At 67.2% G+C, this 19,489-nt stretch carries 23 protein-coding genes; 6 read left to right on the top strand and 17 right to left on the bottom strand.

Annotation, left to right across the window (positions count from 1 at the left end; all coding sequences use genetic code 11):
- Positions 1–17: 17 nt before the first annotated feature.
- Positions 18–935, bottom strand: a complete 918-nt coding sequence (locus tag BA899_RS05040; RefSeq protein ID WP_069133783.1) for a LysR substrate-binding domain-containing protein — start codon at positions 933–935, stop codon at positions 18–20.
- A gap of 65 nt (positions 936–1,000) precedes the next feature.
- Positions 1,001–1,987 carry a zinc ABC transporter substrate-binding protein gene (locus BA899_RS05045; protein WP_159299960.1) on the bottom strand — a complete coding sequence of 329 codons (987 nt, stop codon included), beginning with the start codon at positions 1,985–1,987 and terminating at the stop codon, positions 1,001–1,003.
- Positions 1,988–2,054: 67 nt separating this feature from the next.
- On the opposite strand from BA899_RS05045, the gene BA899_RS05050 reads away from it, so the two are divergent.
- The 3 genes from BA899_RS05050 to BA899_RS05060 all read left to right on the top strand — a co-directional run bounded on the left by BA899_RS05050 (position 2,055) and on the right by BA899_RS05060 (position 4,067).
- On the top strand, positions 2,055–2,810 hold the full coding sequence (locus tag BA899_RS05050; protein ID WP_159299961.1) for a metal ABC transporter ATP-binding protein: 756 nt from the start codon (positions 2,055–2,057) through the stop codon (positions 2,808–2,810).
- Complete coding sequence (locus BA899_RS05055; RefSeq protein WP_235013304.1) at positions 2,779–3,606, top strand: metal ABC transporter permease; 828 nt, start codon at positions 2,779–2,781, stop codon at positions 3,604–3,606. The genes BA899_RS05050 and BA899_RS05055 overlap by 32 nt, the downstream gene beginning before the upstream one ends.
- A 62-nt stretch (positions 3,607–3,668) precedes the next feature.
- Complete coding sequence (locus tag BA899_RS05060; RefSeq protein ID WP_069133791.1) at positions 3,669–4,067, top strand: PAS domain S-box protein; 399 nt, start codon at positions 3,669–3,671, stop codon at positions 4,065–4,067.
- Here BA899_RS05060 and metC read toward each other — a convergent pair.
- On the bottom strand, positions 4,064–5,287 hold the full coding sequence (metC, locus tag BA899_RS05065) for a cystathionine beta-lyase (RefSeq protein ID WP_159299962.1): 1,224 nt from the start codon (positions 5,285–5,287) through the stop codon (positions 4,064–4,066). The genes BA899_RS05060 and metC overlap by 4 nt on opposite strands.
- A gap of 116 nt (positions 5,288–5,403) precedes the next feature.
- On the opposite strand from metC, the gene BA899_RS05070 reads away from it, so the two are divergent.
- The gene (locus BA899_RS05070) at positions 5,404–5,826 is read left to right on the top strand and encodes an organic hydroperoxide resistance protein (protein ID WP_148122569.1); all 423 of its coding nucleotides are present in this window, start codon (positions 5,404–5,406) and stop codon (positions 5,824–5,826) included.
- A 6-nt stretch (positions 5,827–5,832) separates the two neighbouring features.
- Here BA899_RS05070 and BA899_RS05075 read toward each other — a convergent pair whose 3' ends face one another.
- Together BA899_RS05075 and BA899_RS05080 are read right to left on the bottom strand one after the other, a co-directional pair.
- On the bottom strand, positions 5,833–6,522 hold the full coding sequence (locus BA899_RS05075; protein WP_198515214.1) for a fumarylacetoacetate hydrolase family protein: 690 nt from the start codon (positions 6,520–6,522) through the stop codon (positions 5,833–5,835).
- Positions 6,519–6,995 carry a DUF4864 domain-containing protein gene (locus BA899_RS05080; protein WP_069133796.1) on the bottom strand — a complete coding sequence of 159 codons (477 nt, stop codon included), beginning with the start codon at positions 6,993–6,995 and terminating at the stop codon, positions 6,519–6,521. Before BA899_RS05080 ends, BA899_RS05075 begins: the two co-directional genes overlap by 4 nt.
- A gap of 112 nt (positions 6,996–7,107) precedes the next feature.
- On the opposite strand from BA899_RS05080, the gene BA899_RS05085 reads away from it, so the two are divergent.
- A complete protein-coding gene (locus tag BA899_RS05085) occupies positions 7,108–7,584 on the top strand; it encodes an SRPBCC family protein (protein WP_069133798.1) in 477 nt (158 codons plus the stop codon).
- Positions 7,584–8,039 (top strand): PAS domain-containing protein, encoded by a 456-nt coding sequence (locus BA899_RS05090; RefSeq protein WP_148122571.1) that lies wholly within the window; start codon positions 7,584–7,586, stop codon positions 8,037–8,039. Before BA899_RS05085 ends, BA899_RS05090 begins: the two co-directional genes overlap by 1 nt.
- On the opposite strand, the gene BA899_RS05095 is transcribed toward BA899_RS05090, so the two are convergent.
- The 12 genes from BA899_RS05095 to BA899_RS05150 all read right to left on the bottom strand — a co-directional run bounded on the left by BA899_RS05095 (position 8,017) and on the right by BA899_RS05150 (position 19,476).
- Positions 8,017–9,309 (bottom strand): hypothetical protein, encoded by a 1,293-nt coding sequence (locus BA899_RS05095; RefSeq protein WP_159299963.1) that lies wholly within the window; start codon positions 9,307–9,309, stop codon positions 8,017–8,019. The genes BA899_RS05090 and BA899_RS05095 overlap by 23 nt on opposite strands.
- 19 nt (positions 9,310–9,328) lie before the next feature.
- A complete protein-coding gene (gene glmS / locus BA899_RS05100) occupies positions 9,329–11,161 on the bottom strand; it encodes a glutamine--fructose-6-phosphate transaminase (isomerizing) (RefSeq protein WP_159299964.1) in 1,833 nt (610 codons plus the stop codon).
- Positions 11,162–11,176: 15 nt separating this feature from the next.
- Positions 11,177–12,550 (bottom strand): bifunctional UDP-N-acetylglucosamine diphosphorylase/glucosamine-1-phosphate N-acetyltransferase GlmU, encoded by a 1,374-nt coding sequence (glmU, locus tag BA899_RS05105; protein ID WP_159299965.1) that lies wholly within the window; start codon positions 12,548–12,550, stop codon positions 11,177–11,179.
- Positions 12,551–12,589: 39 nt separating this feature from the next.
- On the bottom strand, positions 12,590–13,018 hold the full coding sequence (locus tag BA899_RS05110; protein ID WP_159299966.1) for a F0F1 ATP synthase subunit epsilon: 429 nt from the start codon (positions 13,016–13,018) through the stop codon (positions 12,590–12,592).
- A gap of 12 nt (positions 13,019–13,030) precedes the next feature.
- Positions 13,031–14,407 (bottom strand): F0F1 ATP synthase subunit beta, encoded by a 1,377-nt coding sequence (gene atpD, locus BA899_RS05115; protein ID WP_148122575.1) that lies wholly within the window; start codon positions 14,405–14,407, stop codon positions 13,031–13,033.
- A 54-nt stretch (positions 14,408–14,461) separates the two neighbouring features.
- Complete coding sequence (gene atpG, locus BA899_RS05120; RefSeq protein WP_069133811.1) at positions 14,462–15,334, bottom strand: F0F1 ATP synthase subunit gamma; 873 nt, start codon at positions 15,332–15,334, stop codon at positions 14,462–14,464.
- Between the two features lie 22 nt (positions 15,335–15,356).
- Entirely contained in the window at positions 15,357–16,898 is a 1,542-nt protein-coding gene (gene atpA, locus BA899_RS05125) for a F0F1 ATP synthase subunit alpha (RefSeq protein WP_144346858.1), read from the bottom strand.
- Positions 16,899–16,911: 13 nt separating this feature from the next.
- Positions 16,912–17,448: a F0F1 ATP synthase subunit delta gene (locus tag BA899_RS05130; RefSeq protein ID WP_144346859.1), complete on the bottom strand. Its 537-nt coding sequence runs from the start codon at positions 17,446–17,448 to the stop codon at positions 16,912–16,914.
- An 11-nt stretch (positions 17,449–17,459) separates the two neighbouring features.
- Positions 17,460–17,930, bottom strand: a complete 471-nt coding sequence (locus BA899_RS05135; RefSeq protein WP_069133816.1) for a F0F1 ATP synthase subunit B — start codon at positions 17,928–17,930, stop codon at positions 17,460–17,462.
- A 56-nt stretch (positions 17,931–17,986) separates the two neighbouring features.
- On the bottom strand, positions 17,987–18,241 hold the full coding sequence (gene atpE / locus BA899_RS05140; RefSeq protein WP_186295084.1) for a F0F1 ATP synthase subunit C: 255 nt from the start codon (positions 18,239–18,241) through the stop codon (positions 17,987–17,989).
- 76 nt (positions 18,242–18,317) lie between these two features.
- Positions 18,318–19,082 (bottom strand): F0F1 ATP synthase subunit A, encoded by a 765-nt coding sequence (gene atpB, locus BA899_RS05145; RefSeq protein WP_144346861.1) that lies wholly within the window; start codon positions 19,080–19,082, stop codon positions 18,318–18,320.
- A 28-nt stretch (positions 19,083–19,110) separates the two neighbouring features.
- The gene (locus tag BA899_RS05150) at positions 19,111–19,476 is read right to left on the bottom strand and encodes an ATP synthase subunit I (RefSeq protein ID WP_159299967.1); all 366 of its coding nucleotides are present in this window, start codon (positions 19,474–19,476) and stop codon (positions 19,111–19,113) included.
- Between the last annotated feature and the right edge of the window lie 13 nt (positions 19,477–19,489).

Raw genomic sequence — 19,489 nt, forward strand, 5'->3', positions numbered from 1 at the left:
ATCAGCGCGCCCGGTGACTAGGGGGTCGGCAGCGCCCTGACCGGCGGCAGATCACGGATGAGCTCGGCGAGCGCACTGACCACCGGTTCGCGGGCACAGCCACGGCGGCGATAGATGGCCAGCTCGCGCACCGGCGGGCTGCCGGCGAAGGGCCGCACCGCCAGCCCGTCGGTGGCATTGCCCGCCGCCTGCACCGCCAGGGTGGGCAGCAGCGTCACGCCGGCACCGGTGGCGACCATCTGGCGCAGGGTCTCGAGACTGGTGGCGCGGAAGTCCTGATGCTGCTGGGCGCCCACCCGCGAGCAGAAGTCGAGGGCCTGATCGCGCATGCAGTGGCCTTCCTCGAGCAGCAGCATGGGCGTGGCGTCCAGGTCGTCCCGGCTGATCTCGGCCCGGGCGGCCAGCGGATGCGACTCCGGCAGCGCCACCTCGAACGGCTCCCTGAAAAGCGGCTGCGCGATCAGCCCCTCGTCAGGCACCGGCGCGCCCATGATGGCGGCGTCGAGGGTGCCCTCGCGCAGCCGGTCGATGAGCCCGCGGGTGCGTTCCTCATGGAGCAGCAGCCGCAGCTTGGGATAGCGCGCCTGCAGGATCGGGAACAGATGCGGGATCAGATAGGGCCCCAGGGTGGGGATGATGCCGATGCGCAGATCCCCGCTCATCGGGTCCCCCGCGGCGCGGGCGACGCTGACCAGATCGTCCACCTCGTCGAGGATCTGCCGCGCCCGCTCGGTGATCATGCGGCCGATGGGCGTGACCAGCACCCGCTTGCTGGTGCGCTCCACCAGCTGCACCTCGAGATAGGCCTCGAGCTTCTTGATCTGGGTGCTCAGGGTGGGCTGGCTGACGAAACACGCCGCCGACGCCCGGCCAAAATGCTGATGGTCGGCGACGGCGACGAGATAGCGCAGATCGCGAAAGTTGACGTGGTTCATGGGCGCATCCCGAGGGATATCCGGAAAACCCCTATTCTAGCGCGGGATTACCCCGGATGCGCGAATCAGCCCGCCGACAGGCAGGTCACCAGGCGCTCGCTGAGCTGATTGATCAGCGTCGTGTAGTAATCCCCGTCCGCGGGGATCTCGCTGCCCAGCGGATCCAGCACGCCGGTGCGGGCATCGGTGCCACTCAGCACGGTGTCCACCATGGCCGGGTTGAACTGCGGCTCGGCGAACACGCACTGCACGTCCCGCTCGGCGACGATGTCGCGGATCTCGGCGATGTGCGCCGGGCCCGGATCGCGGGCGTCACTGAGTGAGATGGCGCCGACGGTGTTCAGGTCAAAGCGGCGCTCGTAGTACTGATAGGCGTCGTGGAAGACGATGAACGCCTCGTCATGGACCCCCTCGAGCTCGCCGCGCACCTGGCGGATGAGCCCGTCGATCCGATCCCGGGCGGCCGCGGCATTGGCCTGGTAGCGCTCGGCATTGGCGGGATCATGGCGGGCCAGGGTGTCGGCGATCACGCCCAGCCAGTGCTGTGCATTCACCGGGTCCAGCCAGGCATGCGGATCAACCCCCTCGTGGGCATGGCCCTCGTGCTCATCGTGGCCTTCGTGGCCTTCATGGCTCTCATGCCCGTCATGGCCGTCATGGCCGGCCTCGGCCAGCACGCGGTCGCGAAAGCCATGGCGCAGCGTCCCGTCGGTGTGCAGCAGCGCCACTGAGTCGGCGTTACCGGCTAGGTTGTCCAGCGCACCGGTCAGCCATGGAGTCAGTTCATCGCCCACCCAGAACACGATGTCGGCGTTTTCAAGCGTGGCGGCCTCGCTGGGGCGCAGCGAATAGCTGTGGGGCGAGGCACCGCGCTGGATGACCATGGACGGCTCGGCCACCCCGGCCATCACCTGGGTGACCAGCGACTGCACCGGCGCGACGTCGGTGGCGACGCGCGGTGCCGCCAGCGCCGGCGCGGCGATGACGCCGAAAATCAGGCCCAGCAGGGCGGCACGGGGTCGCGGTAGGGCGGAAGTGGATCGGCGTTTCATGAGAAACTCTCCTTCGCAGGCTGTTTATGTAACGATATACTATAACATTACTTCACCGGGTTGAAAGATGCCGAATCCACAGACTCCCTTAATACAGGCGGACAGCCTCAATCTGCGGATCAACGACAACCCGATCCTGCAGGACATCACGCTGAGCCTGTCCGCCGGCGAAATCGTCACCGTGGTCGGGCCCAACGGGTCGGGCAAGTCGACGCTGCTGCGCGCGTTGATCGGGGCCATGAGGCCCACCAGCGGGCGCATCACCCGAGCGTCCGGCCTGCGTCTGGGCTATGTGCCGCAGCGCCTGCACATCGACCCGACGCTGCCGCTCAGCGTCCGGCGGTTCCTGAACCTGCCCCGCCGCCACTCGCGGCAGGCCATTGATCAGGCGCTGGAGCAGGCCGGTCTGCCCGGCCGCGCCGACAGTGCCCTGACGTCGCTGTCCGGCGGGCAGTTCCAGCGGGCGCTGATGGCCCGGGCACTCATCGACGCGCCCAATCTGCTGATGCTCGACGAGGCCTCGCAGGGGCTGGATCAGGCCGGCACCGCCGACTTCTACCGCCAGCTCGAGCACATCCGCGACCGCCTGGGCTGCGGGATCCTGCTGGTCAGCCATGACCTGCATGTGGTGATGCGTGCCGCCGATCGGGTGATCTGTCTCAACCACCACATCTGCTGCCAGGGCCGGCCCGAGGCGGTGACCGCCGCGCCGGAATACCGCGCCCTGTTCGGCACCGATGACGACACGGCGCTGGCGCTGTTCCGGCATAACCCCCATCACCATCCCCACGATGCCCACACGGAGCCCGACCATGCTGGATGACTTTCTGGTCCGCGCCACCCTCGCGGGGCTGGGGGTGGTACTGGCCGCGGCACCGCTCGGCTGCTTTGTGGTGTGGCGGCGAATGGCCTTTTTCGGCGCCGCCACCGCCCACGCCGCGGTGCTGGGCGTAGCGCTGTCACTGGCGCTGTCGATGTCGATCTTCGTGGGTGTGCTGGCGGTCTCGCTGCTGATGGCGGTGACGGTCAGTCTGCTGAGCGACCGCGGCTATGCCATGGACACCCTGCTGGGGGTGATGGCGCACTCGTCACTGGCCTTCGGTCTGGTGGCCGTGTCGTTTCTCAGCGACGTGCGCATCGACCTGATGGCCTACCTGTTCGGCGATATCCTGGCGGTGGGGCGCAGCGACCTGGCGATCATCTGGGGCGGCTCGCTGCTGGTGCTGGGCCTGACCCTGTGGCGCTGGCAGGCGCTGCTGCTGACCACGGTCAATGCTGATCTGGCCTATGCCGAGGGCCTCGAGCCGTCGCGCGAGCGGCTGATCCTGACCCTGGCGCTGGCGATTGTGGTGGCGGTGGCCATCAAGGTGGTGGGGGTGCTGCTGATCGCGGCGCTGCTGATCATTCCCGCCGCCACCGCGCGGCCGTTCAGCCGCACGCCCGAGCGCATGGCAATGGCCGCGGCCGGTCTGGGGGCGCTGGCGGTGCTGGGTGGCATGTGGGGGTCGTGGCAGTGGGACACGCCCACCGGCCCGACCATCGTCTGTGTATCGGCCACGCTCTTCGCGCTGCTGGCCGGTCTGGCGCGCAGCCTGCCGGGCCGCCATCGGGCGGTTTGACACGGCACGGTGGGGCTGGGAGCGTGAAGGCCATCGTCACACCCGCAACGGAGCACGCTGGAATGGATATTCCCCATATTGATGAATCCCTCGGCCATGCGCTTTTCAAGGCCACGGCCGATCATTCCCTGAACGCCATCACCATCACCGAGGCGGCGGATGATGGCAGTGCCGGGCCGATCATCTACGTCAATCCGGCATTCACCGAGATGACCGGCTACACCGCCGAGGAGGTCGTCGGCCAGACGCCGGGCATGCTCCAGGGCCCCAAGACCGAGGCCGCCGTGCTGCAGCGTCTAGGTGAGCAGATCCGCCGCGGCGAGGTGTTTCATGGCGAGACGGTCAACTACCGCAAGGACGGCCGCGAGTTCATCCTTGAGTGGAAGGTGATCCCGGTCCGGCAGGACGGGCGGGTCACCCACCACGTCGCCGTGCAGTACGACGTCACCGGCGAGATCTAGCCCCCCGGGGCCGGCGGCGTATCGGCCCGGGTGGCGTCCAGCGCCCGGGACAGGTCGTCGATCAGGTCGTCCGGGTCTTCCAGCCCCACGCTCAGACGCACCAGCGGCCCGCGATCCGCGCCGGTCTCGAGGCTGCGGGTATCGTGCAGGCTGCAGGGCAGCGCCAGGCTCTCGAATCCGCCCCACGAGGCACCGCGGCCGAACAGTTCCAGTTGATCGACGAAAGCGGCGGCGCGGTGGGCGACGCCGGGCGCCAGTTCGATACTGAAAAGCCCCGCGGCGCCATCGAACTCGGCCCGCCACCGGGCATGGTCCGGGCTGTCGGGCAGGGGCGGATAGTGCACCGCCGCCACCTGGTCGCAGGCGTTCAGCCAGTCCGCCAGACGCAGCGCCCGCTCGGCATGGGCGGGATAGCGGATATGCAGGGTCCGCGCGCCGCGCAGCACCAGCGCACAGTCATCGGCGGACACCGCCAGCCCCAGCAGCACACTGGCCTCGTGGAGGGCCTCGAAGGTCGCGGCGGTGGCGGTGACCGAGCCCATGAGCACATCCGAGTGCCCGCCCAGATACTTGGTGCCAGCAACGATGGACAGGTCGGCGCCGTGCTCCAGCGGCCGATAGCAGTATCCCGACGCCCAGGTGTTGTCGCAGACCACCAGGACGTCACCGTGCGCGTGGGCGATGGCGGCGATGCCGGCGATGTCCTGCAGCTCCATGGTCACCGAGCCGGGGGTTTCGGTGTAGATCATCCGCGTGGTGGGCTGCAGCAGCCGCGCCAGATCGGGCTCGCGGGGGCTGTAGAAGTCGTAGCGGATGCCGCGCTCGTGCAGGAAGCGGTCCAGCAGCTGGCGGACCGGTGCATAGACCGTGTCCACCACCAGCAGATGGTCGCCGGGGTGCAGAAACCCCAGCAGCACCGCGGCGATGGCCTCGAGCCCCGAGCTGTAGAGTTTGGTGCCGTGGCCGTTCTCAAGGTCGGTGATCAAATCCTCGAGGGCGAAACCGGTAGGCGTGCCCCGCACACCGTAGGTGAATGACTGCGCGCCGGCGCTGCCGGGCTGCTGGGCGGCGGCCATGTCGGCCATTGATGCGAAATCCACGGTGGCCGCCCGCACCACCGGCGGGTTTACCGGTCGCCGGCCGTCCACATAGGGCGGTCGTGCGCCATGCACCAGTCGCGTCCCGCGTCCCACGGCTGTCTCCTTCTCGTCCCGGCTCATGGCCGTCAGCATGGCAGGATTCGCCGGACTGACAAGTCAAGGCTGATCCGAAGGCCGCCGGGCGTGTATGGTCAGGGGTGATCCCAATGGATTCATCAGACAACAGGAGCCAAACCATGGACGTTCTCTACACCACGACGGGCACCGCCACCGGCGGTCGCGATGGCCACGCAGCGACCCGCGACGGCTCGCTCGACGTCAAGCTGACCGCGCCGAAAGAGCTCGGCGGCCCGGGCGGCGAGGGCACCAACCCCGAGCAGCTGTTTGCCTGCGGCTATTCGGCCTGCTTTCTGGGCGCCATGCAGTTCGCCGGCGGTCAGGCGGGCATTCAGGTACCGGCCGACACCAAGGTGACCGCCGATGTGGCACTGGGCAAGCGCGATGATGGCCAGGGCTTTGCGATCGGCGTGGACCTGTCGGTGGAGCTGCCGGGCGTGGACCGCGCCGACGCCGAGAAGCTGGTCGAGGCCGCCCACGTGGTCTGCCCCTACTCCTACGCGACGCAGGGCAATATCGACGTCACCACGACCATCGCCTGAGGGCCTTCAGCCGCGGGTGACGGTCACATCCACCGAGCCCATGGCTTCGATGTGACCGACCAGCCGATCCCCCGGGATGACCGGTGCCACGCCGGCCGGCGTCCCGGTGAGGATGATGTCCCCGGCCGCCAGCGTGAACCGCGCCGACAGGGCGGCGATCACCTCGGGCAGTGACCAGATCTGCTGATTGAGGTTGCCCCGCTGACGTACCTCGCCGTTGACCGCCAGCTCGATGGCCCCTTCGGCATGGTCCCCGCATTGATCCACAGGCGTCAGCGCCGAGCAGGGTGCGGCGTCATCAAAGGCCTTGGCATCAATCCACGGCCGACCCCGGGCCTTGGCCTGGGCCTGCAGGTCGCGGGCGGTCATGTCCAGCGCCACGCCATAGCCCCAGACACAGCCCAGTGCCCGGGCGGTGGGGATGTCGCGACCGCCCTCTCCCAGCCCCACCATCAACTCGATCTCGTGCTGCACGTCCCGACTGCCCGCCGGATAGGGGAAAAGCCCGTCGGTGCGCAGGTTCTCGGGGTTTTTCTGAAAAAAGAACGGCGGCTCGCGGTTCGGGTCATGGCCCATCTCGGCGGCATGATCGGCGTAGTTGCGCCCCACGCAGTACACCCGCCGCACGGGAAAGCCACCCCCTCCGGTCACCGGCAGCATCCAGCGCGGCGGCAGTGGGATCACCGGGTCGCTCACAGCATCTTCTCCCCGGTATCGCGGCCCGGGGTCACACCAGTGGTCATCCACGCCGGGCCCGCCTCCAGCGAGGCCTTCTTCAGCTGCCAGCGAAAGCGGTAGAACCCGCCGTCCCGGGCCACCACCCGCACCCGATAGACGGCACGCTCATCGCCCTCGCCCACGGGGGTGATCTCGGCACGGCTGTGGTTGATGAGCACCCCGTAACCCGGGCCCTTGAGCATGCGCTTGAAACGCGGCAGCGGACCCGTGACGGCGCGGTTGTCAGGATGCGCAAACGCCCAGACCTGCTCGATGCCGGCGTTGGGGGTGGGGCTGTCGTTGTCACTGAGGGCGTCGAGCTGGATGCGGACCACCTCGCGGGCGGCCAGATCCGGACCGGGGACCGCCGGCTCGCTGGCGCCGGCCAGCCCGGCCAGCCCGGCCATTAGCAGACCCGCGCTCAGGCCCTGACGGAATCGCGAAACCAACATGGCGAATCATCCTCTAAAACGAGTACACACCCTGTGACAACACGCTTCCGATATTCTTCGACATCGGGTTAGAGTGCAATCAACGCAGCGGCTGACGCCCACCGGGAGAGACATGGTCAAAACCAGCGCCACCGCGATGATCCGCCGACCCAGCCCCGTGGTGTTCGCGTTCGTGGTCGATGGCTTCATCGACAACTATCCCCGCTGGTCGCCGGAGGTGAAAAGCCTTAAGGCGCTGACGGAGGGCCCCCTCGAGCTGGGCTGGAAAGGCCGGCAGATGCGCGTCGACCAGGGCCGGAAGACCACCACCGATTTCGAGGTGACCGCCCTCGAGCGGCCGCAGCGGATCAGCTTCAGGGGTGTGAAGGATCCGTATTTCATCGACTTCCACTTCAGCGACGAGGGCGGGCAGGCCACGCGGCTGACCTTCCGTTTTGAGCTCGGTCAGCTGGGCATGGCGTTCCGGCCGTTCGAAAAGCTCATCACCCACGCCGTGCAGACCGGCGTCGACCGGGTCGCCCGCAATCTCAAGCACCTCGTGGAATCGGAAACGCCCGACCCCGCCCGTGCCCCCTCAGGAGAGCAGTGATGGCATTCATCCCCGAAAAAGACACCGGCCTCATCCCCAACATGCTCACCCAGATCCTGGATACCTGTGTGAACGGCATCACCTTGTCGGACCCGGATCAGCCGGACAACCCGATCGTGTTCGCCAACAAGGTCTTCGAGGACATGAGCGGTTACCCACAGGAGGAAATCATCGGCCGCAACTGCCGCTTTCTGCATGGCGACGACCGCGACCAGCCCGGACTCGAATCGATCCGCGAAGCGATGCGCACCGAGTCCCGGGTCGAGGTGGTGCTGCGCAACTACCGGCGCAGCGGCGAGATGTTCCACAACCAGCTCACCGTACAGCCGCTGCATGACGAAAACGGCCAGCTGATCTACTACCTGGGCGTTCAGTACGACATCACGCCCATCGTCACCGCCCGCGAAGAGGCCGATCGCATGGCGGCGCTGTTCAACCGCCCGGATGAAGCATGAAAAGCCCCGCCGCCACCGCGATCATGATCGCGGCATAGGGCAGGTTCCAGCGCAGGATCTGTAGCGGCTGCAGGGCATACGCCCCCTGCAGGGCCAGATTGAGGGCCGACAGGGGGCTGACCGCCACGCCGATGCCCCAGGCGGCGAGGAAACAGCTGGCCAGCAGACTGGGGTCGGGGTCCAGCGGCGCCACGACCGCCGCCGCGGCGGCCACGCCGATCACCGGATGCACCCCGACAATGGCCAACCCCACCAGCAGCGCCAACAACAGCCCCGCCTGGTGGCCGCCGAACCGCTCGAAGGGCAGCGTCAGCCCGGTCACCGCCACCAGGCTCATCAACCCGGCCGCCATCACCCCCGCGGACAGGAACAGCACCAGCTCGCCGCGCATCGCCGGCAGACCACTGCGGACATGATCAGCCAGTGTCCGCGCCGGATGCCGCTGATTGATCAGTAGCGCCGCGGCGGTGACGGTGGGTGCCAGCAGGGCGATCAGACCCAGCACCGACAGTGAGGGCCGCCAGCTGTGGGCCAACAGGATGGCCAGGGCCAGCAACCCCGGCAGCCAGAGACTGCTGAAGTTGATCGGGTAGCCGACAAAGCCCTCGGCATCCAGCGCGCTGACATCGCGGAAGGTGATCAGCAGGGCAACCAGCGCGAGGGGCACACCGAACGCCAGCAATGTCGGCAGCCGGGCGCCCGGGGCGTAGGTAAGCGCCGCGGCCATGGCGGCAAAAAACGGTGACCAGAACGCCGCGCTGCCAAAGCCGCGCACCAGGGTGATGGTCTGCTGGCGGCTGAGGGTGCGGCCGTCGCTCATGCGCCTTGCCATGATGAACACGGTGGGCAGATTGACCACGGATCCGAACAGGTGCACGCCAGCCAGGGTGGTGGCAAGGCTGCGCCGGCCGAGCGGCACCTGCGCCGAGGCGGCGGCGGGTGGCACGGCGATCAGGCGCAGAAAACTCACCGCGCCCAGCATGGCGATCAACAGCGCGTTACCGGCCACCGCCGTGCGCCAGTCCACTGTCCCCTCGGCGAAAAAACCAACGCCGAGGCCCAGCGCCCCGACGGCCAGTAGAGCACTGCTTTGAATGCGGACCCGGCGCGGCACATCGCGCCAGAGGATGACACCGGCCAGCCAGGCCGGCAGCCCGGCGGCCAGCAGCGGCACCGCACCGGTAAGACTGGCGACGGCGCTGAGCGCGATGCAGGCCGTCAGCGCCAGCCCCGCGACCGTGGCCGGGACCGGCTTAAAGGGCCGGATCATCGACTTAATGACGCGAAAGTCACTCCACCGTGACCGATTTCGCCAGATTGCGCGGCTTGTCGACGTCGGTGCCCTTGAGCACCGCCACGTGATAGGCCAGCAGCTGCAGCGGCACGCTGTAAAGCAGCGGGGCCACCGCCTCGTCCACCGATGGCAGGGCGATCACCTGACAGTCGTCGGAGGCCGCCGGGGCCGCGGCCGGGTCGGCGAACACATAGAGCCGGCCACCGCGCGCGCGGACCTCCTGGAGGTTGGATTTGAGCTTTTCCACCAGGTCGTTGTTGGGCGCGGCGGTGACCACCGGCATATCCGCGTCCACCAGCGCCAGCGGCCCGTGCTTGAGCTCACCGGCTGGATACGCCTCGGCATGGATGTAGGAGATCTCCTTGAGTTTGAGCGCCCCCTCCATGGCCACTGGATACTGAGTGCCGCGCCCCAGGAACAGGGTGTGGTGCTTGTCGATGAATGCCTCGGCCAGAGTCTCGATGCGGGGCTCCAGCCCCAGCACGGTCTCGATCTGGCGCGGGATCTGACGCAGGGCCCGCACCAGGCGGGCTTCCTCGTCGCGACCCAGCTGATGGGCCCGGCCGGCGGCGATGACGGTCAGCAACAGCGCGGTGAGCTGCGTGGTGAAGGCCTTGGTCGAGGCAACCCCGATCTCGGGCCCCGCTCGGGTCATCATCACCCGGTCCGACTCCCGCACCAGCGAGCTCTCGGGCACATTGCAGATCGCCAGCGTCGCCCGATAGCCCAGGGTCTTCGCCTCGCGCAGCGCCGCCAGGGTGTCGGCGGTCTCGCCTGACTGCGACAGCGTCACGAACAGCGTGTCCGGGGCGACGACATGCGCCCGGTAGCGAAATTCGCTGGCCACCTCGACATCGCAGGGCAGACCCGCGATCGACTCGAACCAGTAACGCGCCACCAGCCCGGCGTGGTAGCTCGTCCCGCAGGCGACGATCTGCACGCGCCGGACATCGGCCAGCAGGCGGCTGGCGTCGGGGCCCAGCGCCTCGGGCAGGATCCGGTCGTCGCTGACGCGGCCCTCGAGGGTCTCGGCGATAGCGGCGGGCTGCTCATGGATCTCCTTGGCCATGAAATGCCGGAAGGCGCCGCGCTCGACCGCGTCGGCGGTGAGCGTCGAGGTCCGTACCCCGCGCTCCACGGCCCGGCCATCGGCATCATAGACCTGCACCGCCGAGCGGGTGAGCTCGGCCACATCGCCCTCCTCGAGGTCGATGAACTGCCGGGTCACCGGCAGCAGTGCCGCCACGTCCGAGGCAATGAAATGCTCACCAATGCCCACCCCGATCACCAGCGGGCTGCCGCTCCGCGCCACGATCAGGCGCTGGGGATCGCGTCGCGAGATCACGCCCAGCGCAAAGGCGCCGGTCAGCTCGGCGATGACGGTGCGGGTGGCCGCAAGCAGGTCATCGCCCAGATCAAGGCGTTCGTGGATGGCGTTGACGATGGCCTCGGTATCGGTCTGTGACTCAAAGTGGTAACCCACCGCGGTCAGTCGCTCGCGCAGGGCTTCGTGATTCTCGATGATGCCGTTGTGCACGATCGCCACATCGTCACGCGCGACATGGGGATGGGCGTTGGCTTCGGTGGGCGCGCCGTGGGTGGCCCAGCGTGTGTGCGCCACACCCACCGGGCCATGATGGGGCGCGGCCGCCTGGGCGGCGGCCAGGGCCTCGACCTTGCCCACCGCGCGGTGGCGCTGTAGCGATCCGTCGGCGGTCAGCAGCGCCAGGCCGGCGGAGTCATAACCGCGGTACTCCAGTCGCCGCAGCCCCTCCAGCAGGATCGGGGCGACGTCCCGTTCCGCGATTGCACCAACGATTCCACACATCCAGCGTCTCCCTTGTCAGTGATCGTTATGCCCGGAGCGCCAGCCGCTGATCTCGCGGCGCTGGCCGCGATCCACCGCCAGGCTGTCTTCGGCCACGTCCTCGCGCACGGTGGTGCCGGCCCCCACGGTGGCACCGGCGCCGACATGCACGGGGGCCACCAGCGCGGTGTTGGAGCCGATGAACACGCGGTCACCGATCTGCGTGAGGTGTTTTTGCCGGCCGTCATAGTTACAGGTGATGGTCCCGGCGCCAACATTCACATGCCGGCCGAGGCGGGCATCACCGATGTAGGAGAGGTGATTGATCTTGCTGCCGGCGCCGACCCGGGCCTGCTTGACCTCGACAAAATTGCCGACCCGGGCCGCCGTTTCCAGTTCGGTCCCCGGTCTGAGCCGCGCGTAGGGGCCGACCCGACAGTCTTCGGCGAGGGTCGCCGAGACCAGCTCACAGTGGCTCAGCACCTCGCTGCCGGCACCGATGCTGCAGTCCCTGAGACGGCTGAAGGGGCCCACCCGGACGCCGTCGCCCAGCGTGACATGCCCCTCGATGATGACGTCGACGTCGATGAAGCAGTCCATGCCCACACTCAGACTGCCGCGCAGGTCGAAGCGCGCCGGATCGGCAAGCCCCAGGCCCTGGTCGCGCATCAGGGCGTCGGCCTGGCGGCGCTGGCAGGCGCGCTCGACGGCGGCCAGCTGCCCCCGGTCATTGACGCCCTGGACCTCGTCGGGGTCGTCACAGACCACCGGCTCGACGGCGAGCCCGGCGTCGTGGGCGAGGGCGATGCAGTCGGTCAGGTAGTACTCCCCCTGGGCATTGCCCGTGTCGAGGGCCTCGAGCCAGCCGCGCAGGGCGCGCGCCGGCAGGCAGAGCAGGCCGGTGTTGATCTCGCGGATGGCGCGCTGGGCCGGCGTGGCGTCCTTTTCCTCGACAATGCCCTGGATGCGCCCGTCGGCGGCGCGCAGGATCCGGCCATAACCGGTGGCGTCGCCAAGACTGACGGTCAGCACCGAGACCCCGTCCGCGGCAGCGTCCACCAGCCTGCGCAGGGTGCGGGCGCGGATCAGGGGCACATCGGCACACAGCACCAGCACCTGATGGTCATCAGGGATATGTGGCAGGGCCTGACGCACAGCGTGGCCAGTGCCAAGGCGCTCGGCCTGATGGACCCAGTGCAGGTCGGCATCCGGGAATCCGGCACGGACGGCCTCGCCGCCATGACCATAAATGACATGGATCGCAGCCGGCTCGAGGGTGCGCGCAGCCTCCAGGACGTGGGCCAGCATCGGCTGCCCTGCCACCGGGTGCAGCACCTTGGGGGTGTGGGAGCGCATACGTTTGCCCTCGCCGGCGGCGAGAACAACGACACTCAAGGGGGGACTGGACATGGGACTCCTTCCCGCCCGCCAGGGGCCGTCCAGCCGGGATCAGGTCCGGTTGGCGACCTTGCGGATCTTCTGGACCGTTCGCAGCTGGGCCGCAGCTTCGACCAGTTCGGCCTGGGCGCGGGCGTAATCCACCTCGCTGGTGCGGTTGGCGAGGGCCTCTTCGGCCCGCTTGCGCGCCTGTTCCGCAGCGGCTTCATCAATGTCATGGGCGCGGGTCGCGGCATCCGCGAGCACCGTGACCACATCGGGCTGCACCTCCATGGTACCGCCGGAGACATAGTAGAACTGCTCTTCGCCAAACTCGTCGCGCACCGTCACCTCGCCCGGCTTCAGCTGCACCAGCATGGGGACGTGGCGCGGGTAGATGCCCACTTCGCCCCCCACCGAACGCGCCACGATGAAGGTCGCGGCGCCGGAGTGGATCGACTCCTCGGCGCTGACGATGTCGATATGCATGGTAATGCCCATAGCGGCCCTCCCTTAGAGGTTGCGGGCCTTCTCGACGGCCTCGTCAATGGTGCCGACCATGTAGAAGGCCTGCTCCGGCAGGTCATCATGCTCGCCGTCGACGATGGCCCGGAAGCCGCGGATGGTCTCCTTCAGCGACACGTACTTGCCGGGGGAGCCGGTGAACACCTCGGCGACAAAGAACGGCTGCGAGAGGAAGCGCTGGATCTTACGCGCCCGGGTCACACTCTGCTTGTCTTCTTCCGAGAGCTCGTCCATGCCCAGGATGGCGATGATGTCCTGCAGCTCCTTGTAGCGCTGCAGCACCTGCTGGACGTCCTGCGCGGTGTCGTAGTGCTCCTTGCCGACCACCTGCGGGTCGAGCTGACGCGAGGTGGAGTCGAGCGGATCGACCGCCGGGTAGATGCCCAGCTCCGCGATGGAGCGCGCCAGCACGATGGTGGCGTCCAGATGCGCGAAGGTGGTCGCGGGGGACGGGTCGGTCAGGTCGTCCGCCGGCACATAGACCGCCTGGATCGAGGTGATCGACCCCTTGCGGGTGGAGGTGATGCGCTCCTGGAGCACGCCCATCTCCTCGGCCAGCGTCGGCTGGTAGCCCACCGCCGACGGCATCCGGCCGAGCAGCGCCGAGACCTCGACACCCGCCAGCGTATAGCGGTAGATGTTGTCGATGAACATCAGCACGTCACGGCCTTCGTCACGGAAGTACTCGGCCATGGTCAGGCCGGTCAGCGCGACGCGCAGGCGGTTACCCGGCGGCTCGTTCATCTGCCCGTAGACCAGGGCGACCTTGTCGAGGACGTCGGAGTCCTTCATCTCATGGTAGAAGTCGTTGCCCTCGCGGGTCCGCTCACCGACGCCGGCGAACACGGAATAGCCCGAGTGCTCGATGGCGATGTTGCGGATCAGCTCCATCATGTTGACGGTCTTACCGACACCGGCACCGCCGAACAGGCCGACCTTGCCGCCCTTGGCGAACGGGCAGAGCAGGTCGATGACCTTGATGCCGGTCTCGAGCAGCTCGGTGGAACCCGCCTGCTCCTCATAGGAGGGCGCCTCGCGGTGGATCGGCCAGTGCGTCTCGGCACCGATCCCGCCGACGTCGTCCACCGGCTCGCCGAGGACGTTCATGATGCGGCCGAGGGTCTTTTCCCCCACCGGCACCGAGATCGCTGCCCCCGAGTTGGTCACTTCAACACCGCGCTGCAGGCCGTCGGTGCTGCCCATGGCGATGGCCCGAACGACCCCGTCGCCGATCTGCTGCTGCACCTCGAGGACCAGCCCGTTGGATTTGATATCGAGTGCGTCATAGATCTTCGGGACAGCGTCGCGGGGGAACTCAATGTCCACCACGGCACCGATGATCTGGACGACCTTTCCTGAACTCATAGCGCGGTTCCTCTTCGCGAAAGCGTTTTATTCGGTTGGGGTTTGCCGTTCACGCTAGACGGCCTCGGCGCCGGCCACGATCTCGGAGAGCTCGGTGGTGATCGCGGCCTGACGCGCCTTGTTGTAGGCAAGGTTCAGGTCGTCGATCAGTTTTCCAGCGTTATCGGAGGCGGCCTTCATGGCCACCATGCGTGCGGCCTGCTCGCAGGCGATGTTCTCGACCACGGACTGGAACACCAGTGACTCGATATAGCGCTCGAGCAGCTGATCCAGCGCCTCGCCCGCGGACGGCTCGTAGAGATAATCCCAGCTGTGCGCCGAGCGGGTGCCGTCATCCTGTTCCGGCGCCGGCAGCGGCAGCAGCTGCTCCACCGTCGGCTTCTGGGTCATGGTATTGACGAAGCGGTTGTAGCACAGCACCACGCGGTCGATCTCGCCGCTGGCGTACTGGTCCATCATCACCTTCACGGTCCCGATGATGTCCTGCAGCGCCGGCCGGTCACCCAGCTGCGAGACCTCGGCGACGATCGCCGGGGGCAGGCGGCTGAAGAACTGAATGGCCTTGGAGCCCACCGTGCACAGCCGCACCTCGCGGCCGGCAGCCTCCTGATCACGCAGATCGGTGAGCACCGAACGGAACAGGTTGTTGTTCAGCCCGCCGCAGAGCCCGCGGTCACTGGAGACCACGATGTAGCCGACGCGCTCGTCGGTCTCGGGCGTAGTCAGGAACGGGTGCCGATATTCCGGATTGGCCAGCGCCAGGTGACTGATCACCTGACGCATCTTCTCGGCATAGGGCAGGGCCGCCTGCATGCGCTGCTGAGCGCCGCGCATCTTCGACGCCGCGACCATCTCCATGGCCGTGGTGATCTTCTGCGTGTTGCCGACACTCTTGATCTGAGTGCGTATTTCCTTTGCGCCGGACATACCGTACTACCCTTGTGACCCGTTACCAGGTACCCGTTGCCTTGAAGTCATCAAGCGCCGCCTTGAGCTGGCTCTTGATCTCGTCGGTGTAGTCGCCGGACTCGTTGATCGCGTTCATCAGCTCGGGCGCATTGTTGGCGACATGCTGATGCAGGGCCGCCTCGAAGTCGCTGACCTTCTTGTTGTCGAGGTCGTCGAGGTACCCCTCGTTGAGGGCGAACAGCGAGACCGCCATGAACGCGACCGACAGCGGCGCGTACTGGCCCTGCTTGAGCACTTCCATGGCGCGCTGGCCACGCTCGAGCTGCTTGCGGGTGGACTCGTCCAGGTCCGAGGCGAACTGTGCGAACGCCGCCAGCTCCCGGTACTGCGCCAGCGCCAGGCGGATACCGCCACCGAGCTTCTTGATGATCTTGGTCTGGGCCGAGCCACCGACACGCGAGACCGACAGACCGGCGTTGATCGCCGGGCGGATGCCCGCGTTGAACAGGTCGGTCTCGAGATAGATCTGACCGTCGGTGATCGAGATGACGTTGGTCGGCACGAACGCCGAAACGTCGCCGGCCTGGGTCTCGATGATCGGCAGCGCAGTCAACGAACCGGTCCTGCCCTTGACCTCGCCGTTGGTGCGGCGCTCGACATCGGCCTCGTTGATCCGGGCGGCCCGCTCGAGCAGCCGCGAATGCAGGTAGAACACGTCGCCCGGGAACGCCTCGCGGCCCGGCGGGCGGCGCAGCAGCAGCGAGACCTGGCGATAGGCCACCGCCTGCTTGGACAGATCATCGAATACGATCAGCGCATCCTCGCCGCGATCGCGGAAGAACTCGCCCATGGTGCAGCCGGCGTACGGGGCGATGAACTGCAGCGCCGCCGACTCGGCCGCCGAGGCCGCCACCACGATGGTGTGATCGAGGGCGCCATGCTCCTCGAGCTTGCGGACCACGTTGGCGATCGAGGAGGCCTTCTGGCCCACCGCCACGTAGATGCACTTAATGCCGGTGTTCTTCTGGTTGATGATGGCGTCGACCGCCACCGCGGTCTTGCCGGTCTGGCGGTCACCGATGATCAGCTCACGCTGACCCCGGCCCACCGGCACCATGGAGTCGATGGCCTTGAGACCGGTCTGCACCGGCTGATCCACCGACTGGCGGTCGATGACGCCCGGCGCCACCTTCTCGACCGGCGCGGTCTGCTCGGTGGCCACCGCGCCCTTGCCGTCGATGGGCTCGCCCAGCGAGTTGACCACGCGGCCCAGCAGGGCCTCGCCCACCGGCACCTCGAGGATCCGCCCGGTGGTGCGCACCGTGTCGCCCTCGTTGAGGTGCGAGTAGTTGCCCAGCACCACCGCACCCACCGAGTCGCGCTCGAGGTTGAGCGCCATGCCGTAGGTGTCGCCGGGGAATTCCAGCATCTCGCCCTGCATGACATCGCTGATGCCGTGGATGCGCACGATGCCGTCGCTGACGCTGACCACCGTGCCTTCGTTGCGCGCTTCCGCGACGGCTTCGAAGCCCTCGATGCGCTGTTTGATCAGGTCACTGATTTCCGTGGGATTGAGTTGCATCTAATCTGTCCTCTTAGCGACTGAGGGCGCTGGTCAGTCGGTTGAGCCGACCGCGCACCGAGCCATCGATAACCAGGTCGCCGGCGCGGATCACCGCACCGCCGATGAGCGATTCGTCGAGCTGGGTGTCCAGGCTCACCACGCGCTCGAGCCGCTTCGAGAGCGATGCCTCGAGCCGGCTGCGCACCGCGTCGTCGACGGGCTGGGCGGTGATGAGCTGGGCACTGAGCGTCTTCTCGTGCTCGGCCCGAAGCCGATCGTACTGATGACTGATCTCCGGCAGCACGCCGATCCGGTCGCGCTGCACCAGCAGACGCACGAAGTTGCGCTGCTGATCGTCCAGGGCCTCCCCGCAGACGTCGATGATCAGACCCGCCTTGCGCTCGTCATCGACCCGCGGGTGACCCAGCAGCGCGGCGACCCGGTCATCGGCGACGACCGCCGCCGCCATGGCCAGACCGTCACTCCAGCCGGCAAGGGCCCCGGACGCCTGGGCAAGCTGGAAGGCCGCTTCGGCATAGGGACGGGCAACGGTGGTTTCCTGCGCCATATCCTTCTGCCTCAGACCTGCTCGGCCAGCTCATCGAGCATCTGCTGATGAGCCTTCGGGTCGACCTCGCGTTCGAGGATGCGACTGGCGCCGGTGATGGCCAGCTGCGAGACCTCGCGCCGGAGCTCGGCCCGCGCCTGACTGACTTCCTGCTCGATGCGCGCCTCGGCCGCCGCCTTCTCGCGCTCGGCGACCGTGCGGGCCTCCTCGCGGGCCTCATCGACAATCGATGCACCCTGGCGGTTGGCCCGCTCGATGATCTCACCCGCCTGCGCCTTGGCCTCGCGGATGTGCTCGGCGGCCCGCTCCTTGGCGAGCTCCAGCTCGTGCTGGCTGCGCTCGGCCGAAGCCAGACCGTCCGCGATCCGCTTCTGCCGCTCGCTCATGGCCTGTTTGATCGGCGGCCAGACGAACTTCATGGTGAACAGAATGAACACCAGGAAGGTGATCATCTGTCCGAACAGCGTTGCGTTAATGCCCACGGTCTACTCTCCGATGGCTGCCGGTGAATGGCAGGTTGTCGTGACGTCCGAGGGAATCAGCTCAGCGCGCCGAGCAGCGGGTTCGCAAACATCAGCAGCGCCGCGAAGGCCACACCGATGATCGACAGGGCGTCGAGCAGACCGGCGACGATGAACATGCGCACCTGCAGGACACCGGCAACCTCGGGCTGACGGGCGATGCCCTCGAGAAACTTCCCGCCGAGCAGGCCAAAGCCGATGCTCGTGCCGACGGCGGCGAAGGCGAAGATGAGTCCAATGGTGATGGCGGTAAATGCCTGGACCTGGGCGATTGCTTCCATGGTTCCTCCAATACAGGGGTCGTTTAAGGGTTAAAAGCGGTTCGTTGGGTGGCGCCGGGCCGACCCCTCAGTGACTCTCATAAGCAAGACTCAGATACACGATGGTGAGTACCATGAAGATGAAAGCCTGCAACGGGATCACCAGAATATGGAAGATCGCCCAGGCAACACCCGGCACCCACTGCGCCCAGACCGGCAGCAGCGCGATCAGGATGAAGATGATCTCAGCGGCGTAGAGATTGCCGAACAGTCGCATGCCGAGCGACACCGGCTTGGCGATCATCTCGACGATGTTGAGCAGCAGGTTGGCCGGCCACAGCGCCGGGTGCGAGCCGAACGGATGACAGAACATCTCCTTGCCGAAGCCCTTCGCGCCCTTGCCCTTGATGCTGTAGATGATGATCAGCAGCAGCACCGTCAGCGACAGGCCGAAGGTGGCGTTCATGTCGGCGGACGGCAGGATGCGCACGTACTCAACGCCGAACAGCTTCATGATCTCGGGGAACAGGTCCACCGGGATCAGATCCATCAGGTTCCAGAACAGCACCCAGACGAAGATCGTCAGCGCCAGCGGCGCAACGAAGTCCTTGGGCCCGTTGAAGCTGTCGCTGACCTGTTGGTCGATGAACTCGACACAGCTCTCGATGATGTTCTGCAGCCCACCGGGCGACTCGACGCTGGCCTTGCGGGCGACCGCGTAGAAGAGCCCGAGAAAGATCAGGCCCAGCACCCACGACACGATGAGCGTGTCGATGTGCAGCGTCCAGAACCCGTCGCCCACCGTGAGGTGCTCAAGGTGATGGGTGACATATTCCGTGGCCGAACTTGCCATAGTCGTTTCTGTCCCGTTCTGTCAGCGTTCAGTCAATGTCGCCCAGCAACACCAGGCCGTAGGCGGCCAGTGTCAGGGCCAGGGTTGTCACCAGTGCCGCCGCTTCGTCCTGAAAGGCGTAGACGGCCATCACGATCAGCACCGTCCCGAGCAGCAGCTTCATCATCTCGGCGCGGTAGAAGGCGCCGAGGATCGCCCTCGGGTCGTCTTCGGTCGCGCTTCTCAGGCCCCAGCGCATCGCGACGTAGAACGTCATGAAAGCGCTGATCCCGGTGCCGGCGATCGCGGCCAGCCCGGCATCACTGCCACTGGCCAGCGTCCAGATGCCGGCGGCGATCAGCCCGATGGCGATCTGCCAGCGGATGATCTGCACCGCCACGCGCTTCAGCGGCATACGGCCACGGCAC

Origin of the sequence: Spiribacter sp. SSL99 (genome assembly GCF_009805925.1) — a bacterium.
Classification (GTDB): domain Bacteria; phylum Pseudomonadota; class Gammaproteobacteria; order Nitrococcales; family Nitrococcaceae; genus Spiribacter; species Spiribacter roseus.

Coding starts and splice junctions, on each gene's coding strand:
- BA899_RS05085 (WP_069133798.1), top strand. CDS start 7,108: ATGGTCAAAACCAGCGCCACCGCGATGATCCGCCGACCCAGCCCCGTG.
- BA899_RS05060 (WP_069133791.1), top strand. CDS start 3,669: ATGGATATTCCCCATATTGATGAATCCCTCGGCCATGCGCTTTTCAAG.
- BA899_RS05095 (WP_159299963.1), bottom strand. CDS start 9,309: ATGATCCGGCCCTTTAAGCCGGTCCCGGCCACGGTCGCGGGGCTGGCG.
- metC (WP_159299962.1), bottom strand. CDS start 5,287: ATGAGCCGGGACGAGAAGGAGACAGCCGTGGGACGCGGGACGCGACTG.
- BA899_RS05050 (WP_159299961.1), top strand. CDS start 2,055: ATGCCGAATCCACAGACTCCCTTAATACAGGCGGACAGCCTCAATCTG.
- glmS (WP_159299964.1), bottom strand. CDS start 11,161: ATGTGTGGAATCGTTGGTGCAATCGCGGAACGGGACGTCGCCCCGATC.
- BA899_RS05080 (WP_069133796.1), bottom strand. CDS start 6,995: ATGTTGGTTTCGCGATTCCGTCAGGGCCTGAGCGCGGGTCTGCTAATG.
- atpB (WP_144346861.1), bottom strand. CDS start 19,082: ATGGCAAGTTCGGCCACGGAATATGTCACCCATCACCTTGAGCACCTC.
- BA899_RS05090 (WP_148122571.1), top strand. CDS start 7,584: ATGGCATTCATCCCCGAAAAAGACACCGGCCTCATCCCCAACATGCTC.
- BA899_RS05150 (WP_159299967.1), bottom strand. CDS start 19,476: ATGCCGCTGAAGCGCGTGGCGGTGCAGATCATCCGCTGGCAGATCGCC.
- BA899_RS05040 (WP_069133783.1), bottom strand. CDS start 935: ATGAACCACGTCAACTTTCGCGATCTGCGCTATCTCGTCGCCGTCGCC.
- BA899_RS05110 (WP_159299966.1), bottom strand. CDS start 13,018: ATGGGCATTACCATGCATATCGACATCGTCAGCGCCGAGGAGTCGATC.
- atpG (WP_069133811.1), bottom strand. CDS start 15,334: ATGTCCGGCGCAAAGGAAATACGCACTCAGATCAAGAGTGTCGGCAAC.
- BA899_RS05130 (WP_144346859.1), bottom strand. CDS start 17,448: ATGGCGCAGGAAACCACCGTTGCCCGTCCCTATGCCGAAGCGGCCTTC.
- atpA (WP_144346858.1), bottom strand. CDS start 16,898: ATGCAACTCAATCCCACGGAAATCAGTGACCTGATCAAACAGCGCATC.
- BA899_RS05070 (WP_148122569.1), top strand. CDS start 5,404: ATGGACGTTCTCTACACCACGACGGGCACCGCCACCGGCGGTCGCGAT.
- BA899_RS05055 (WP_235013304.1), top strand. CDS start 2,779: ATGCCCACACGGAGCCCGACCATGCTGGATGACTTTCTGGTCCGCGCC.
- glmU (WP_159299965.1), bottom strand. CDS start 12,550: ATGTCCAGTCCCCCCTTGAGTGTCGTTGTTCTCGCCGCCGGCGAGGGC.
- BA899_RS05045 (WP_159299960.1), bottom strand. CDS start 1,987: ATGAAACGCCGATCCACTTCCGCCCTACCGCGACCCCGTGCCGCCCTG.
- atpD (WP_148122575.1), bottom strand. CDS start 14,407: ATGAGTTCAGGAAAGGTCGTCCAGATCATCGGTGCCGTGGTGGACATT.